This window comes from Kitasatospora sp. NPDC004799 (genome assembly GCF_040609095.1).
Classification (GTDB): domain Bacteria; phylum Actinomycetota; class Actinomycetes; order Streptomycetales; family Streptomycetaceae; genus Kitasatospora.
On the sequence record NZ_JBEXJK010000036.1, the window covers coordinates 20156 to 35415 of the forward strand.

At 73.9% G+C, this 15260-nt stretch carries 18 protein-coding genes and 1 riboswitch; of the genes, 12 read left to right on the forward strand and 6 right to left on the reverse strand.

Annotated elements, in window-relative coordinates; all coding sequences use genetic code 11:
- Positions 1–6: 6 nt before the first annotated feature.
- The 3 genes from ABZW03_RS07760 to ABZW03_RS07770 form a co-directional block, all read right to left on the reverse strand.
- Positions 7–843 carry a hypothetical protein gene (locus ABZW03_RS07760; protein WP_355253651.1) on the reverse strand — a complete coding sequence of 279 codons (837 nt, stop codon included), beginning with the start codon at positions 841–843 and terminating at the stop codon, positions 7–9.
- Positions 844–1076: 233 nt separating this feature from the next.
- Complete coding sequence (locus ABZW03_RS07765; protein ID WP_355253653.1) at positions 1077–2150, reverse strand: serine hydrolase domain-containing protein; 1074 nt, start codon at positions 2148–2150, stop codon at positions 1077–1079.
- A gap of 160 nt (positions 2151–2310) precedes the next feature.
- Positions 2311–2724 carry an HIT family protein gene (locus tag ABZW03_RS07770; protein WP_355253655.1) on the reverse strand — a complete coding sequence of 138 codons (414 nt, stop codon included), beginning with the start codon at positions 2722–2724 and terminating at the stop codon, positions 2311–2313.
- Between the two features lie 181 nt (positions 2725–2905).
- Between ABZW03_RS07770 and ABZW03_RS07775 the strand changes: the two genes are divergently transcribed.
- Positions 2906–3094, forward strand: coding sequence for a DUF1508 domain-containing protein (locus tag ABZW03_RS07775; RefSeq protein WP_355253657.1), 189 nt, complete (start codon positions 2906–2908; stop codon positions 3092–3094).
- Positions 3095–3207: 113 nt separating this feature from the next.
- Here ABZW03_RS07775 and ABZW03_RS07780 read toward each other — a convergent pair whose 3' ends face one another.
- Entirely contained in the window at positions 3208–3903 is a 696-nt protein-coding gene (locus ABZW03_RS07780) for an MSMEG_1061 family FMN-dependent PPOX-type flavoprotein (RefSeq protein WP_355253659.1), read from the reverse strand.
- 153 nt (positions 3904–4056) lie between these two features.
- Between ABZW03_RS07780 and ABZW03_RS07785 the strand changes: the two genes are divergently transcribed.
- Complete coding sequence (locus ABZW03_RS07785; protein ID WP_355253661.1) at positions 4057–4371, forward strand: antibiotic biosynthesis monooxygenase; 315 nt, start codon at positions 4057–4059, stop codon at positions 4369–4371.
- A 40-nt stretch (positions 4372–4411) separates the two neighbouring features.
- Here ABZW03_RS07785 and ABZW03_RS07790 read toward each other — a convergent pair whose 3' ends face one another.
- Complete coding sequence (locus tag ABZW03_RS07790) at positions 4412–4660, reverse strand: SCO4226 family nickel-binding protein (protein ID WP_355253663.1); 249 nt, start codon at positions 4658–4660, stop codon at positions 4412–4414.
- Positions 4661–4922: 262 nt separating this feature from the next.
- Positions 4923–5050: riboswitch (FMN riboswitch) on the forward strand.
- 225 nt (positions 5051–5275) lie between these two features.
- Between ABZW03_RS07790 and ABZW03_RS07795 the strand changes: the two genes are divergently transcribed.
- From ABZW03_RS07795 to ABZW03_RS07840, 10 genes are all read left to right on the forward strand, one after another.
- Positions 5276–6049, forward strand: coding sequence for a riboflavin synthase (locus tag ABZW03_RS07795; RefSeq protein WP_355253684.1), 774 nt, complete (start codon positions 5276–5278; stop codon positions 6047–6049).
- Complete coding sequence (locus ABZW03_RS07800) at positions 6046–6693, forward strand: nicotinamide mononucleotide transporter family protein (RefSeq protein ID WP_355253665.1); 648 nt, start codon at positions 6046–6048, stop codon at positions 6691–6693. Before ABZW03_RS07795 ends, ABZW03_RS07800 begins: the two co-directional genes overlap by 4 nt.
- A 5-nt stretch (positions 6694–6698) precedes the next feature.
- Positions 6699–7970: a bifunctional 3,4-dihydroxy-2-butanone-4-phosphate synthase/GTP cyclohydrolase II gene (locus ABZW03_RS07805; RefSeq protein ID WP_355253686.1), complete on the forward strand. Its 1272-nt coding sequence runs from the start codon at positions 6699–6701 to the stop codon at positions 7968–7970.
- A 79-nt stretch (positions 7971–8049) separates the two neighbouring features.
- The gene (ribH, locus tag ABZW03_RS07810; protein ID WP_355253667.1) at positions 8050–8523 is read left to right on the forward strand and encodes a 6,7-dimethyl-8-ribityllumazine synthase; all 474 of its coding nucleotides are present in this window, start codon (positions 8050–8052) and stop codon (positions 8521–8523) included.
- Between the two features lie 135 nt (positions 8524–8658).
- Positions 8659–8931 carry a phosphoribosyl-ATP diphosphatase gene (locus ABZW03_RS07815; RefSeq protein WP_280685086.1) on the forward strand — a complete coding sequence of 91 codons (273 nt, stop codon included), beginning with the start codon at positions 8659–8661 and terminating at the stop codon, positions 8929–8931.
- A gap of 77 nt (positions 8932–9008) precedes the next feature.
- Positions 9009–9857, forward strand: coding sequence for an ATP phosphoribosyltransferase (gene hisG, locus ABZW03_RS07820; RefSeq protein WP_355253670.1), 849 nt, complete (start codon positions 9009–9011; stop codon positions 9855–9857).
- 151 nt (positions 9858–10008) lie between these two features.
- On the forward strand, positions 10009–10449 hold the full coding sequence (locus ABZW03_RS07825; protein WP_355253672.1) for a PH domain-containing protein: 441 nt from the start codon (positions 10009–10011) through the stop codon (positions 10447–10449).
- A 290-nt stretch (positions 10450–10739) separates the two neighbouring features.
- Complete coding sequence (locus ABZW03_RS07830) at positions 10740–12083, forward strand: hemolysin family protein (protein WP_355253674.1); 1344 nt, start codon at positions 10740–10742, stop codon at positions 12081–12083.
- Entirely contained in the window at positions 12080–13126 is a 1047-nt protein-coding gene (locus ABZW03_RS07835) for a hemolysin family protein (protein ID WP_355253676.1), read from the forward strand. The genes ABZW03_RS07830 and ABZW03_RS07835 overlap by 4 nt, the downstream gene beginning before the upstream one ends.
- Before the next feature lie 172 nt (positions 13127–13298).
- A complete protein-coding gene (locus ABZW03_RS07840) occupies positions 13299–14285 on the forward strand; it encodes an NAD-dependent epimerase/dehydratase family protein (protein ID WP_355253678.1) in 987 nt (328 codons plus the stop codon).
- A gap of 47 nt (positions 14286–14332) precedes the next feature.
- On the opposite strand, the gene ABZW03_RS07845 is transcribed toward ABZW03_RS07840, so the two are convergent.
- A partial coding sequence (locus ABZW03_RS07845) for an AAA family ATPase (protein WP_355253680.1) occupies positions 14333–15260 on the reverse strand: 928 nt, incomplete at its 5' end.

Below are 15260 nucleotides of genomic sequence, written 5' to 3' on the forward strand. Positions count from 1 at the left end.
GGGCGGTCACCCGGCGGCAGCCGCCCGGAGGTCCTCCAGGAAGGCCGCGGCCGCACAGGCGTTGAGCACCGGGACGGTGAGCGGGAGACCGGCCGAGTGCGTCCGGACCTCCAGCTCGCCGAGGCCGGACGCCAGGGCCGAGTGCACCTCCGCCCATCGGTGGGCCTCCGTCGCGGCGAGCGGGTGCGGCGGCCGGTGCACCAGCCCGCCGGCCGTCACCGTGAGCCGCCCCCGCGCGAACCGGACGCTCCCCTCGGTGCGCAGCGTCTCGTGCAGCGCGGCCCGGAGCCCGGGGGAGAGGCGCTCCTCCAGCTCCCGGAACAGCCCGCCCAGATCGCGCACGTGCGCCAACACCAGCGGCTCGTCCGCGCCGGCCGGCCATATTCGCCCGTGCTCGGGCACCCCGCGGGGCCCGCCGGGGGAGTACTCGGTGGCCTCCACCGCGCTCCAGGGCAGTGCCGCCTCGCGGCCGTCCGCCGAGACCAGCACCAGACCGCCCTCGTGGACCCGTACGGACCGCGGCCCGGGCGACGGCCGCAGCCGTTCGTACCCGCTCACCGCCACCACCGCGGCGGCCGCCAGCACGGGCGCGGGCCACCACCCGCCGAGCGCCAGGCAGACCACCACGGAGACGGCCACCCCGCAGAAGTGCAGCCACATCCGGGCCGACCAGGACAGCGGCCGGAACCGCCGGTACACCCGCACCACGTGGCCGAGCCGCCCGGCCGTTCCGGTCGGGCCGACCGAACCGACCGAACCGACCGAACCGACCGACTCGGTCGCGTCGGCAGGACCGGCCGCACCGGCCGACCGCACCCGGGTCGGCGACCACGTCACCGCCATGCCGGCCCCCTTCCACTCGGCGGGCTTCCCCATCGGAACCGCGACTGCCGGATCCTCAGCATCAACTGCTCGGCGCCCCCGGCGACAGTGCCAATCGGCACCTTTTGGCCTGAAACGCCCTCGCCATCATCGCGCCCCGGCCGACGCCTCCCGTCACGGGGGTGGGGACGAACGGAACGAGCGCCTCCCGGGCGGGCCGGGTGGCAGCGCTGGCCCGGGACGACGCACAGCCGTCATGCCGGGCTACCCGGCGTCGCGAGCCCGTTCTGCAGCCCGCGCAGCAGTGCCGTGCCCGCCGGATCGACCGACCGGCGGGTGTTGGCCAGCACCACCACGCCCACCTGCTTCTCCGGATCGAAGGCGACGAACGAACCGAACCCGCCGGTGCCCCCGTTGTGCCAGATCTGGAGGTGCCCGCCCTGCCGGGTGTGCAGCCGGTGCCCGAGCCAGCCCAGGTGCGTCCAGGCGAACGGATTGACCCGGTGGCGGGACTCCCGGGTGAGGGCGATCGCGGGCGACAGCGGCGCGTCCGGCTCCCGCTCGGCGGCCAGTTGGGCCCGCAGGAACACCGCCAGGTCGGCGGCGGTCGACCTGAGCCCGCCCATGCCGGGCACGTCCGCGAAGTTCCAGTACGGCACCGTCCGGCCGCCCGGCGTGTGCCCGTGCGCCAGCCGCGCGGACCGCTCCCCGTCCGACCGCACGCAGGTGTCCGGCAGACCCAGCGGTGCGCACACCTCGCGCGCCACCAACTCCTCGTACCCGACGCCGGACCGCTGGGCGAGGGCCAGGCCGAGCAGCCCCGCGCCGAGGTTGGAGTAGCGGAAGCTCCGCCCGGGCGCGGCCCGCAGCCGTGTCCGGGCGAGCCCGTCGAGCACCTGCTCGGCGGTGCAGCCGGCGTACGGATCGGACCTGCCGGGCGACAGCAGCGCCCGCACTGCCAGCCCCCGGGGCAGCCGGGGGAGCCCCGAGGTGTGGGTGGCGAGGTGCCGCAGGGTGATCGGCTGCGGGCCCCTGACCGGGACGGCCGCACGACCGCCCGAGGCCCCGGAGAGCACCTCGGCGAGCGGCTCGTCCACCCCGACCGTGCCGCCGAGGGCCAGCCGTGCGAGCAGCAGCGAGGTGAACACCTTGGTGACGGAGCCTATTTCGAACAGGGTGCGCGGCCCGGGCACCCCACCGCCCGGCCCGGTCCGCCCGGCACCGCGGATCTCCACGGCGCCGCCGGCCAGCCCGGCGACCACCGCACCGGCGTGCCGCCCGGCGAGCCGGTCGGCCGTCTGCTGCACGAGGCAGGCGAGTTCGTTCATGCTCGCGAGCCTAGGCTCCCGCCGACGCCGAATCGTCCACCCGGAAAACGATCTCGACCCCCGCCGATGCTCCCGCAGGAGTAGGCGCCGCTGCGCCCCGCACCGTACCCACGGCAAACGGGAAGGCGAGCCGTCGTCCCGTCCGCCTGCCGCCGCCCCCTCAGCCCGCCAGCGCCTCCCGCAGCCGGTCCGCGACCTCCGCCGCCCCCGCCTCGTCCGGATACCGCCGCCGCGGCCAGAAGAACCCGCGCAGCCCGTCCTTCGGGTTCCGCGGCACCACGTGGACGTGCAGGTGCGGCACCGACTGGCTGATCCGGTTGTTCGCCGCCACGAAGCTGCCCGCCGCGCCCAGCCCGCGCTCGACGGCCGTCGCCACCCGCTGCACCCGCAGGAAGAACGGCCCCACCGCGGCGGCCGGGAGGTCGGCCAGCGTCGGGTGGTGGGCGCGCGGTACGACCAGGACGTGCCCGGGGAACAGCGGCCGACGGTCCAGGAAGGCCACCGCCACCTCGTCGTCCAGCACCCGGTGCGCCGGCTCCTCGCCCGCCACCACCGCACAGAAGACGCAGTCCATCCGTCCATTCAAGCCACCGGCGGCCGTCCCGGCACCCCCGGCAAACCCGCGCGGGCCCGGCTTCACCCGACCGGCCGCCGTCCGGGTGCGGCCGCCCCGGTGCCGGGCGCAAGGTGCTGCCGGGGGCCCGACAGCGGCGCAGCGCGCGCTCCCGAGGAGGCCCCACGAGGAGGTGGCCCGGATGTCGGGCAAGTTCGAGGTCTATCAGGACGCCGGTGGCAAGTACCGGTTCCGGCTCAAGGCGGGCAACGGCGAGATCGTCGCCACCGGCCAGGGCTACGCCAGCAAGGACGCCGCCCACAAGGGCGTCGAGGCGGTCCAGCGGGCCGCCGCGGGCGCTCCCGTGGTGGACGTTCCCAAGGCGGCCTGAGCGCCCCCGCCCGGCGCCCGGCCCACCCGGACCGGCGCCGGGCACCTGGGCCGTGCACCTGGGACGGACAGAGCCCCACCGGCCCCCTACCGGCACCCACCGGCCCCGCCACCTCACTCGTACCGGTACAGCAGCGCCTCCCGCTCGTGCTGTTCGATGATCTCCACGGTCAGCGACCCGTCCCGCAGGTGCGAGAGCGTCACCTCCGCCGAACTCGGCTGCGCGTCCTTCGCGAGCCAGTTCTCCGGCTTCCACGCCGAGGAGCGCAGGAAGGCCTTCGGGCAGTGCCCGTACACCTCCTCGACGGCGACCACGATCGCGCTGCGCGGCGGCTTGCCGACGGCGGTCAGCTGCCGCAGCAGCTCCGGGTCGGTCGAGACGCAGGCCCGCCCGTTGACCCGCAGCGTGGAGTCCCGGCCCGGGACGACGAAGAGCAGCCCGACCCGGCCGGTCTCCAGGATGTTGTGCAGGGTGTCCAAGCGCTTGTTGCCGGTGGCGTCCGGAATGGCCAGGGTGTACTCGTCGAGCACCGAGACCAGCCCGGCCGGCCCGCCGCGCGGGGAGACGTCGCACCGCCCGGCGGCGTCCGTGCTGGCCACGAAGACCAGCGGGGAGCAGGCGATGAGGCGCTGGGCGACCTCGTGCAGGTGGTCGACCTGCTTGCGCCGCGCGTGATCGCCGGGCTGCTCGTAGACCTCGCGCAGCTGGGCGGGATCGCTGAGCGCGCCCGCGCGGAGGGCGTCGAACAGGCCGCCCGGCCGGTGGGGTGAGGTGGTTGACGAATCGACAGTTTCCGGTGTGGTCGTCATACCGGGAATCTAGCCGAGGCCGCTCGGCGCACCGCCGGCCGGCCGCTCCGGACCGCCCCCGGACCGCCCGCGGACCGGAGTGGCCGTACCCCTGGCGACCAGCGGTTTTCCGCTGATAATGGGGCCAGGGACTCCGCGCCGGAGGTGGTGGTCGTGATCGTCAGAATCTGGGCCGGGCAGGTCCTGGCCGGTCGCTGCGAGGAGTTCTGCGCCCACCTGGCGGCCCAGGTGATCCCGCAGCTCGGGCGGACCGACGGCTGCCTGGGCGGCGAGCTGCTGCGCTCGGTGACCGAGGAGGGGCACCGGGTGCTGGTGCTGAGCCGCTGGCGCGACGAGGAGGCCCTGCGCGGGTACGCGGGGCCGATGTGGCGGATCCGGCCGGTCTGGTCGGAGGGCGAGCTGAGCTACCTCGCCCACCCTCCGGAGGTCACCCACTTCCGGCAGGTCAGCGCACCCGCCGCGCTCTGAGCCCGCGCCGTCACCACCGAGGGCAACACGACCTGCGCCCTCACACCGACAGCGGCACCGGGTGGACCTCGTCCGCCGGGTGCCCGGCGAGGTTGTGGGCCCGCTGCACGGCTTCCTTGGACGGCGCCTCGGAGAGGCAGTACACCGTGCCCGACTCCGGGTCCGCCCACGCGTGCTCGAAGTGGACGCCCTCCCCGGCCTCGACCCTCAGGTCGGCCGCGTGGGCCTGCTTGAGCTGCTCGGCCGTGATCCCGGCCATCCCGTGGTGGACGTCCATGAACTTCGCCATCGTCCTCGCCTCCGTCACTTCGGTGCGTCACCGCCATGGCCCCGTCTTCCAGCCTCGCCCCCACCGCGGGCCCGCGCCACCAGACCGTTCCGGGCCCGCGCCGCCGGACCGTTCCGCCCCCCCCCGCGCACCGCGCTCCGCGGCGCCGGCCGGCAGCTGCGCCGCGCATTCCCGGCGGGCCCGTGAAACAGACCACAGCACGGGGGTCTCCCTGCGGTTGCGCCGTCCGTGGCACAATGACGGCATCAAAGCAGTGACGTTCAGCGCACTCCGGGGTCGGTGAAAATCCGAACCGGCGGTTACAGTCCGCGACCCGTCCGCAGCCAGCGGCCGGTTGACCAGGTGAAATTCCTGGACCGACGGTTAAAGTCCGGATGGGAGGCGTGCGCGGGCGGACGAAGAGCAGTACCCGTGGTCCACCGGCAGGCGACAGCCCGCCTCCCGGACCCCGGTCAGGTGAACGGCGGGAGCGGTGTCTCCCGGGCCGGGCGAGCGATCTCCCGGTGGACTCGGCAACCCCGGAGAAGGGGGTGGACCGGGCCCGTGCACCGGTGCCCGTCCGTGTCATCTCCCATGCCACCCCGGAGTCCGCGCCCCAAGCGCGAGGAGACCCGGGTGTTCACCGGCATCATCGAAGAGCTCGGCGAGGTCGTGTCGATCGAGGAGATCGGCGACTCCTCGCGGATCCGCCTGCGCGGCCCGGTGGTCTGTACGGGTGCCCGGCACGGCGACTCCATCGCGGTCAACGGCGTCTGCCTGACCGTCGTCGACGGCCCGGAGGAACTGGCCGCCGGCACCGGTGAGTTCAGTGCCGACGTGATGGCCGAGACGCTGCACCGCTCCAGCCTCGGCGAGCTGGCACCCGGCTCCCGGGTCAACCTGGAACGCGCCATGGCGCTCGGCGCCCGGCTGGGCGGCCACCTCGTCCAGGGCCATGTCGACGCCACCGGACGGCTGTTGAGCCGCGAGCCCGGCGAGCGCGACGCGGCGGGCGAGCTGCGCTGGGAGGTGCTGCGGTTCTCGCTGCCCGAGCCCATCTCCCGCTACCTGGTGGAGAAGGGCTCGATCACGGTCGACGGCGTCAGCCTCACCGTGGTCGAGGCCGCCCGGGACAGCTTCACCGTCAGCCTCATCCCGGCCACCCTCGCGCTGACCACGCTCGGCGCCAAGGCCGTCGGGGAGAGCGTCAACCTGGAGGTGGACGTGCTCGCGAAGTACGTCGAGCGCCTCCTGGAGTCCCGCACCCTCCCCAACCTCCCGAACCTTCCCGACCTGCCGCACCCGGCCGCCACGGCCGGCCCGGCCACCGCGTCCGGCCGGTCCGGCGCGTCCGACCTGTCCACCCCGTCCGGCCTGCCGGTCGACGGAACCCCGGGGGAGTCCCAGTGAGTTGGCTCAGCGGCGAGGCGTTCACCGTCCTCGGCGAACACGTCAAGTGGGCCGACATGTTCGGCAACATCCTCGGCTTCGGCGGCCTCGCGCTCGGCTGGCGCCGCTCGGTCTGGAGCTGGCCGGTCCAGCTGCTGTCCGGCGCGGTGCTGATCGCCGCCTACCTCGGCGGCCACGTCCCCGGCCTGATCGGCAAGCAGCTGATCGTGATCGTCACCGCCGCCTGGGGCTGGGCGCAGTGGCAGCGGGGCCGCCGCGACGGCGGCACGGTCGCCGTACGGTTCGCCAGCTGGCCCGAGCGGCTCGCGCTGGCGGCCGGCACCGCGGCCGGGACGGTCGGGCTCGCCCTGCTCTTCACGTCCTACCCCAGCCTGTCCTGGAGCCCTTGGTCGGACGCCTACATCTTCGTCGGCACGCTGGCCGCGATGGTCGCCCAGGCCCGCGGCTGGGTGGAGTTCTGGTTCGCCTGGATCGCGGTCGACGCGGTCGGCGTGCCGTTCGCCTTCAACAGCGGCTACACCTTCTCCGGCCTCACCTACTCCATCTACTTCGTCCTGGTGCTGCTCGGCCTGCGTTCCTGGTGGCTGAGCACCCGTGAGCCGCGCGCCGAGTCCGCCACCGTCCCGCAGGGAGCCACGGTATGACCGAGATGACCGAGAACCAGTCCAGCACCGGCGCCACCGAGCCCGAGCTCGTCCTCGATCCGGTCGAGCGGGCGATCGCCGACATCGCGCTCGGCCGTGCCGTGGTCGTGGTCGACGACGAGGACCGCGAGAACGAGGGCGACATCGTCTTCGCCGCCTCCGCCGCGACCCCCGAGCTGATGGCCTTCACCATCCGCTACAGCTCCGGGGTGATCTGCGCCCCGATGACCGGCGAGGAGCTGGACCGCCTCAAGCTCCCGCCGATGACCCAGGTCAACGAGGACCGCAAGGGCACCGCGTACACCGTCTCGGTGGACGCCCGGGAGGGGGTCGACACCGGCATCTCCGCCGCCGACCGCGCCCGCACCGTGAAGCTGCTCTCCTCGCCCGGCACCGAGCCCGGCGACCTCACCCGCCCCGGGCACGTCTTCCCGCTGCGCGCCGTCGAGGGCGGGGTGCTGGTCCGGGCCGGCCACACCGAGGCCGCCGTCGACCTGGCCCGGCTCGCCGGCCTGCCGCCGGCCGGCGCGATCGCCGAGGTGGTCAACGACGACGGCAGCATGGCCCGGCTGCCCGAGCTGGTCGCCTTCGCCCGCGAGCACGGCCTGGCGATCATCTCGATCGAGGAACTGATCGCCTACCGCCGCCGCACCGAGCTGCACGTCGACCGGGCCGCCGTCACCGCCCTGCCCACCGCGCACGGGGAGTTCACCGCCGTCGGCTACAAGGGCACCATCGACGGGGTCGAGCACCTCGCCCTGGTGGCCGGCGGCCTGGATGCTTCGGGCCGGCTGCCGGACAGCGAGGACGTCCTGGTGCGGGTCCACTCCGAGTGCCTGACCGGCGACGTCTTCGGCTCGCTGCGCTGCGACTGCGGCCCGCAGCTGGAGGCCTCGCTGCAGCGGGTCGCCGAGGCCGGCCGCGGCGTGGTGCTCTACCTGCGCGGCCACGAGGGGCGCGGGATCGGCCTGGCCCACAAGCTGCGCGCGTACGAGCTCCAGGAGCAGGGGCGGGACACCGTCGACGCCAACCTGGACCTCGGCCTGCCCGCCGACGCCCGCGACTACAGCATCGCGGCCCAGATGCTGGTGGACCTCGGCGTGCGCTCGCTCACCCTGCTCACCAACAACCCGCAGAAGCTGACCGCGCTCACCGACCACGGGCTCAAGGTGAAGGGGCGCGAAGCGGTCGAGATCGCGCCCGGCGAGCACAACCTGGGCTACCTGCGCACCAAGCGCGACCGGATGGGCCACGACCTGCCCGGCCTCGGCTCCTGACGCCACCCCACCGGCTCCTGACGCCACCCCACCGGCTCGTGAAGCCATCCCACCCGAGACAGAACAGGAAGTACGAATCATGAGCGGCCACGGAGCCCCCGAGCTGACCATCGACGGCGCCGCCGACCTCAAGGTCGCCGTCGTCGCCGCCCAGTGGCACGACCAGGTGATGAACGGCCTGCTGGACGGCGCCCACCGCGCGCTCAAGGAGCTGGGCGTCACCGAGCCGACCGTGCTGCGGGTGCCCGGCACCTTCGAGCTGCCGGTCGCCGCCAAGCGCCTCGCCGAGCGCGGCTACGACGCCGTGGTGGCCCTCGGCGTGGTGATCCGCGGCGGCACCCCGCACTTCGACTACGTCTGCCAGGCGGCCACTGCCGGCCTCACCCAGGTCAGCGTCGACACCGGCGTTCCGGTCGGTTTCGGCGTGCTGACCTGCGACAACGAGGAACAGGCGCTCGACCGCGCGGGCCTGCCGGGCTCCGCCGAGGACAAGGGCCACGAGGCCGTCACCGCCGCCGTCGCCACCGCCGTGACGCTGCGCGCCACCGCCTGAAACACCGCGCGCCACCGCCTCGGACACTGCGCACCACCGTCCGAGCGCGATCCGGAGCGTGGACGTCCACCGGACCGTCCACGCTCCGGGACTGTTTACCGCCCGTCCGCCCGCACGCCGTATGGTGGGGCCATCATGGCTTCGAAGACATTCGAGGAGCTCTTCGCCGAGCTCCAGCAGAAGGCCGCCACCGGCGACCCCTCGTCCTCCCGTACCGCGCAGCTCGTCCAGCAGGGCGTCCATGCGATCGGCAAGAAGGTCGTCGAGGAGGCCGCCGAGGTCTGGATGGCCGCCGAGTTCCAGTCGGACGAGCAGACGGCTGAGGAGGTCTCGCAGCTCCTCTACCACGTCCAGGTGATGATGATCGCCCGTGGACTGACGCTCGACGACGTCTACAAGTACCTCTAGACCCCCCGCCACGCACCTCCGGACCCCGCTCCTCCGAGCACCCCACATCCTCCCAACAGGTAAGGAAGCAACCTCCCATGCTGCGCATCGCCGTCCCCAACAAGGGTTCTCTCTCGGGTCCCGCGGCGGAGATGCTCCATGAGGCCGGCTACCGCCAGCGGAAGGACCCCAAGGAGCTCGTCCTCGTCGACCCGAACAACGAGGTGGAGTTCTTCTTCCTCCGCCCCCGTGACATCGCCGTCTACGTCGGCTCCGGCCGCCTCGACGTCGGCATCACCGGCCGCGACCTGCTGCTGGACTCGCACTCCAACGCCGAGGAGGTGCTCGCCCTCGGCTTCGCCGGGTCGACCTTCCGCTTCGCCCGCCCCGAGGGCGTGGACGTCGAGGACGTGAAGGGCCTGGAGGGCCTGCGGATCGCCACCTCGTACACCGGCCTGGTCGAGCAGCACCTGGCCGACCACGGCGTGAAGGCGACGGTCACCAAGCTGGACGGCGCGGTCGAGACCGCGGTGCAGCTGGGCGTCGCCGACGTGATCGCCGACGTGGTGGAGACCGGCACCAGCCTGCGCAACGCCGGCCTGGAGGTGTTCGGCGACCCGATCCTGGTCTCCGACGCCGTGGTGATCCGGCCCAAGGGCGCGGGCGAGGACGCGGGGGTGGAGCAGTTCCTGCGCCGCCTCCAGGGCGTGCTGGTGGCCCGCCGCTACGTGCTGATGGACTACGACATCCGCGCCGAGAAGGTCGGCGCCGCCGTCGCGCTCACCCCGGGCCTGGAGTCGCCGACCGTCTCGCCGCTGCACACCGAGGGCTGGGTCGCGGTGCGCTCGATGGTGCTCCGCAAGGAGGCCCAGCAGATCATGGACGACCTGTGGGGCATCGGCGCCCGGGCCATCCTGGTCACCAACATCCACGCCTGCCGCCTCTGACCCGCCCGCCGGGCCACCCGGGCACCCGGGTGACCTGGCTGTTCGCGCGCGGGTAAGGAACGGTTCAATGGGGTGGGGACGCCGACCGCGTCCCCACCCCGTCGTGCTGCCGCCGGCAGAAGCCCCCAGAACCACCCTCCGGAGACCCCACGTGTCCACGTCGCCCGTCCAGCTCCCCGTCACCTGGGCGCCGCGCCGCACCCGCGCCGTGCTGCTGCCGGTCTGCGTCCTGCTGGTGGTGCTGTTCGCCGTGATGGCCGTGCTGCTCCCGGAGAACTGGCAGCTCAACGACCGGATCATGATGACGGCCAGCGGGCTGCTGTTCGCCGGCGTCGGCCTGATGCTGGCCCGCCCGCGGGTGAGCGCCGACGCCGAGGGCGTGACGGTGGTCAACTTCGTCCGCCGCCGCCGGCTCGCCTGGGCCGAGATCGTCCGGGTCAACTTCCGCCAGGGCGACCCGTGGGCCACCCTCGACCTCGCCGACGGCACCTCGCTCGCCGCGGTCGGCATCCAGTCCGGCGTCGGCAAGGACCAGGCGATCGCGCACGCCCGCGCGCTGCGCGACCTGGTCGAGCGGCACGCCGCGGCCTGAGCCGGGTGGCCCGTCGGGCCCGGCCCGAGCCGCCGCGGCCTGGACCCGGCGGCACGCCCGGGCCCGCGCCCGGACAGGCACCCACCAGGGAGTCTCCGTCCCCGGCGGGCCGAACGGGCCCCCTTACCCCCATCCGGGTATGGTCTACGCTGGTAAAAGCAGGGCAAAGTTCGCCCTGCCCGAAATCGAGTGCCCGAACGACCAGAGGAGTGACACTCCCCCTCGATGGACGATCCGTCCGGTAGTACCTGCGCCGCCTCGCTTCCGACCCCCGGAAGGCAGGCGGCACTGTGATCACCGCCTGGCTGCTGTTGCTCGCAGCCGTTCTCCTGATCCTCGCCAACGGCCTGTTCGTGGCCGCCGAGTTCGCCTTCGTGACCGTCGAGCGCGGGGAGGTCGAGCGCTCCGCCGAGGCGGGCGACGCCAAGTCCCGCCGCGTCGCCAGGGCCCTGCGGCACCTCTCCTTCGAGCTCTCCGGCGCCCAGCTCGGCATCACCGTCACCTCGCTGGTGGTCGGCATGCTCGCCGAGCCGGCCCTGTCCACCCTGCTCGACCCGGTGATGACCGGCATCGGCGTGCCCGACTCGGCCGCCCGCGGCGTCTCCGTGATCGTCGGCATGGTGCTGGCCACCGTCGTCCAGATGGTGATCGGCGAGCTGGTGCCGAAGAACTGGGCGATCTCCCGCCCGCTCCAGGTGGCCCGCGCGGTCGCCGCCCCGCACATGGCCTTCTCCTTCGCCTGCCGCCCGCTGATCAGCTTCCTGAACGGCGCCGCCGACCGGACCGTCCGGGCCTTCGGCATCGAGCCGCAGGAGGAGCTGGGCCACGCCCGCACGCCGGACGAGCTGGTCTCGCTGGCCCGCCACTCGGCCAAGGCCGGCGCGATAGACGAGGAGTCGGCGACGCTGTTCGTCCGCACCCTGGGCCTGAGCGAGCTGACCGCCGAGTCCGTCATGACCCCGCGCATCGACGTCTCCGCGCTCCAGCGCGACGCCACCGCCTCCGACGTCATCAACCTGACCCGGGCCACCGGCCTGTCCCGCTTCCCGGTCTACACCGACAGCCTGGACGAGGTCACCGGCATCGTCACGCTCAAGGACGCCCTGGCCGTCCCGGCCGCCCGGCGCGGCCTGGTGCGGGTCGGCGAGCTGGCCTCGCCGCCGCTGCTGGTGCCCGAGACGCTGCCCGCCGAGCGGCTGCTCGACCGGCTGCGCCGCCTCCAGCCGATGGCCATCGTGGTCGACGAGTACGGCGGCACCGCCGGCGTCGTCACCGTCGAGGACATCGTCGAGGAGATCGTCGGCGAAGTGCAGGACGAGCACGACCCCGACGACCACCCCGAGCTGCTCCCGCTGGCGCCGGTCGACGGCCTGCCGGTCTGGGAGGCCGACGGCCGCACCCGGATCGACCAGCTGGAGCGGATCGGACTGAACGCCCCGGACGGCCCGTACGAGACGCTGGCCGGCCTGGTCTCCGACCTGCTCGGCAAGCTCCCCGAGGTGGGCGAGCAGGCCGAACTGCCCGGTTGGCGGTTCACCGTGACCGGTGTCGACCGCCACCGCACCACCGCGGTCCGGGTGGAGCGCACCACCGCGCCCGCGAGCTTCGACGAGCACCGGGAGGAGGGCCGATGACCGCCCTGCAACTGGCCGTCGCGCTGCTGCTCCTGCTCGGCAACGCCTTCTTCGTCGGCGCCGAGTTCGCCGTGGTCTCGGTGCGCCGCAGCCAGATCGAGCCGCTCGCCGAGGCCGGGCACAAGCGCGCCCGCACCGTGCTGCACGCGCTGTCCAACGTCTCCGCGATGCTGGCCGCCGCCCAGCTCGGCATCACCGTCTGCTCGCTGGGCCTCGGTGCCCTCGCCGAGCCGACCATCGCCTCCCTGCTGGAGGGCCCGTTCCACGCGATCGGCGTCCCGGCCGGCCTGATGCACCCGCTCTCGTACGGGATCTCGCTCGCCGTGGTGGTCTTCCTGCACATGGTGATGGGCGAGATGGTGCCGAAGAACATGGCCATGGCGGGCCCGGAGCGGGCCGCGCTCTGGCTCGGCCCGCCGCTGGACCGGCTGGCCCGCTGGCTCGCCCCGGTGATCCGGGTGCTGAACGCCTTCGCCAACGGCGTCCTGAAGCTGTTCCGGGTGGACGCCAAGGACGAGGTCGAGTCGGTGTTCACCACCGAGCAGCTGATGTACCTGCTGGCCGACTCCCGGGACGCCGGCCTGCTCGACGAGAGCCGCCAGGAGCGCCTGGAGGACGCCCTGGAGCTGGGCCGCCGACCGGTCACCGAGGTGCTGCTCGAACCCGAGCAGCTGGTCACCGTGGACACCAAGGTGACCGCCGCGGAGGTCGAGCACCTGGCGCTGCGCACCGGCTTCTCGCGCTTCCCGGTCACCGACGGCGACCCGGCCGGCCACGGCTACCTCGGCTACGTCCACCTGAAGGACGTCCTCGACGTGGAGGACCCGTCGGCGCCCGTCCCGGCCCGCCTGTGGCGGCCGATCACGGTGCTGCGCGGCAGCCTCCCGCTGGACGACGCCCTCGGCGCGATGCGCCGGGCCGCCTGCCACCTGGCCGCCGTGCTGGACCAGGACGGGCGCACCCTCGGGGTGGTCATGCTGGAGGACGTGCTGGAGGAGCTGGTCGGCGAGATGCACGACCCGGACCACCGCGCGACGGCCTGACCGTCCCGAATGGCCCGAACGGCCCGAACGGCCCGAACGGCCCGAACGGCCGGACGTCCCCTGACGGCCCGTGACGTCCGGAGCGTCCGGACGGCCGCTGTCCGCTCCTGGCGATTCTGCTGAGAGCATTCACCCGTTCCCATGCCGACCACCCTGGAGCAGGGTGGTCGGCATGAGACTTCTGCTGCTGGGTGGAACGAAGTTCGTCGGACGGGTCGTCGCCGAGGAGGCGCTGGCCAGGGGCTGGGAGGTGACGGCCCTCAACCGCGGCACGCAGCCCGCGCCCGAGGGCGTCGAGGTGCTGAAGGGCGACCGCACCGCCGAGGGCGGCCTCGCCGCGCTGGCGACGGGGGAGTGGGACTCGGTGGTGGACACCTGGTCCTGGGCCCCGGCGGCGGTGCGCGACAGCGCCCGGCTGCTCAACGGCCGGGTCGGCCACTACGCGTACATCTCCAGCGGCTCGGTGTACACGTGGCCGAAGACGGCCGGCGCCGACGAGTCCGCCGCGGTCGTCGAGGGCGACCCGGACGAGGCCGGCGAGGTCGGCTACGCCGAGAACAAGCGCGGCGCCGAGCTGGCCCTGGAGGCCGAGTTCGGCGGCAGCGCGCTGCTCGCCCGCTCCGGGCTGATCCTCGGCCCGCACGAGAACATCGGCCGGCTGCCCTGGTGGCTGAACCGGATCGCCAGGGGCGGCCGGGTGCTCGCCCCCGGCCCGCGCGAGACCCCGCTGCAGTACATCGACGTCCGCGACCTCGCGAGCTGGACCCTGGACGCCACCGCCGCGCGCCTGTCCGGCGCGTACAACGTGGTCAGCCCGACCGACCACGCCACCACCGGGAGCCTCCTGGAGGCCTGCGTGCGGGCCACCGGCTCGGACGCCGAGCTCCGCTGGACGGCCCCGGAGCGGATCGCCGCGGCCGGCATCGCGTCGTGGACCGAGCTGCCGATCTGGGCGGCGCCCGGCGAGCTGTACGACTACCTGCACACCGCCTCGGTCGCCCGCGCGGTGGCCGACGGGCTGCGCTGCCGCCCGGTCGAGGAGACCGTGGCGGACACCTGGGCCTGGCTGCGGGCGATCGGCGGCGAGGCCCCGCAGCGCGAGGACCGGCCGAACGTGGGGCTCGACCCCGAGCGCGAGGCCGAGGCCCTGCGGAGCTGAGCCCCCCGGGGAGCCGGTCGCGGCCTCAGGGCGTGTCCGGCACGGCCTCAGCCCCGGCCGTCGATCAGCTCCCCGTAGGCCTGCACGAGGTCCGGCAGCCGCAGGGTGGCCAGGTCCTCCCGGCCCGGCGGCTCGCGCAGCAGCGACAGCCGCAGGTCCCGGTAGGCGCAGGACTTCTCGTACAGGGTGCGGATGAACCGGCCGTTGCCCAGCTCGTCGATCCAGCCCTCGCGGACCACGTGGGCGCAGATGCTGGACAGCTCCTCGGCGGCGTCCTCGTCCCAGCCGTCGCCGTCCCGGCCGGCCAGCGCGGCGCCGATCGCGGTCAGCTCGCCGGGGCGGTAGCTCGGGAAGTCGACCCGGGTGGTGAAGCGGGAGTTGAGGCCGGGGTTGGTGGCGAGCAGCCGGTTCATGCCCTCGGGGTAGCCGGCCAGGATCACCACCAGCCGGTCCCGGTTGTCCTCGGCGCGCTTGAGCAGCACCTGGAGCGCCTCGTCGCCGTACGCGTCGCCCTTGGTGTAGCCGGAGTTGGAGAGGCTGTACGCCTCGTCGATGAACAGCACGCCGTCCAGCGCGGAGTCGATCAGCTCGTTCGCCTTCACGGCGGTCTGGCCGAGGAACTCGCCCACCAGGTCGGCGCGCTGGGCCTCCACCAGGTGGTCGCCGGAGAGCAGGCCGAGGGCGTGGAAGACCCGGCCGAGGATGCGGGCCACGGTGGTCTTGCCGGTGCCCGAGGGGCCGGAGAAGACGAAGTGGCGCTTCGGCGGCTGGACGGGCAGGCCCTGCTCGGCCCGCAGCCGCGACATTCTCAACTGGGCGGACAGCGCCCGCACCTGGCGCTTGACCGGCTCCAGACCGACCATCAGCGAGAGTTCGGCGAGGGCCGCGTCCAGCTCCCGCTCGTCGCCGGCGGCCCGGGGCCCGGGCTCGGCGGCCGCCCGGGGCTGCGCCCGGCCGGGGGCGGTCGGTGCGGGG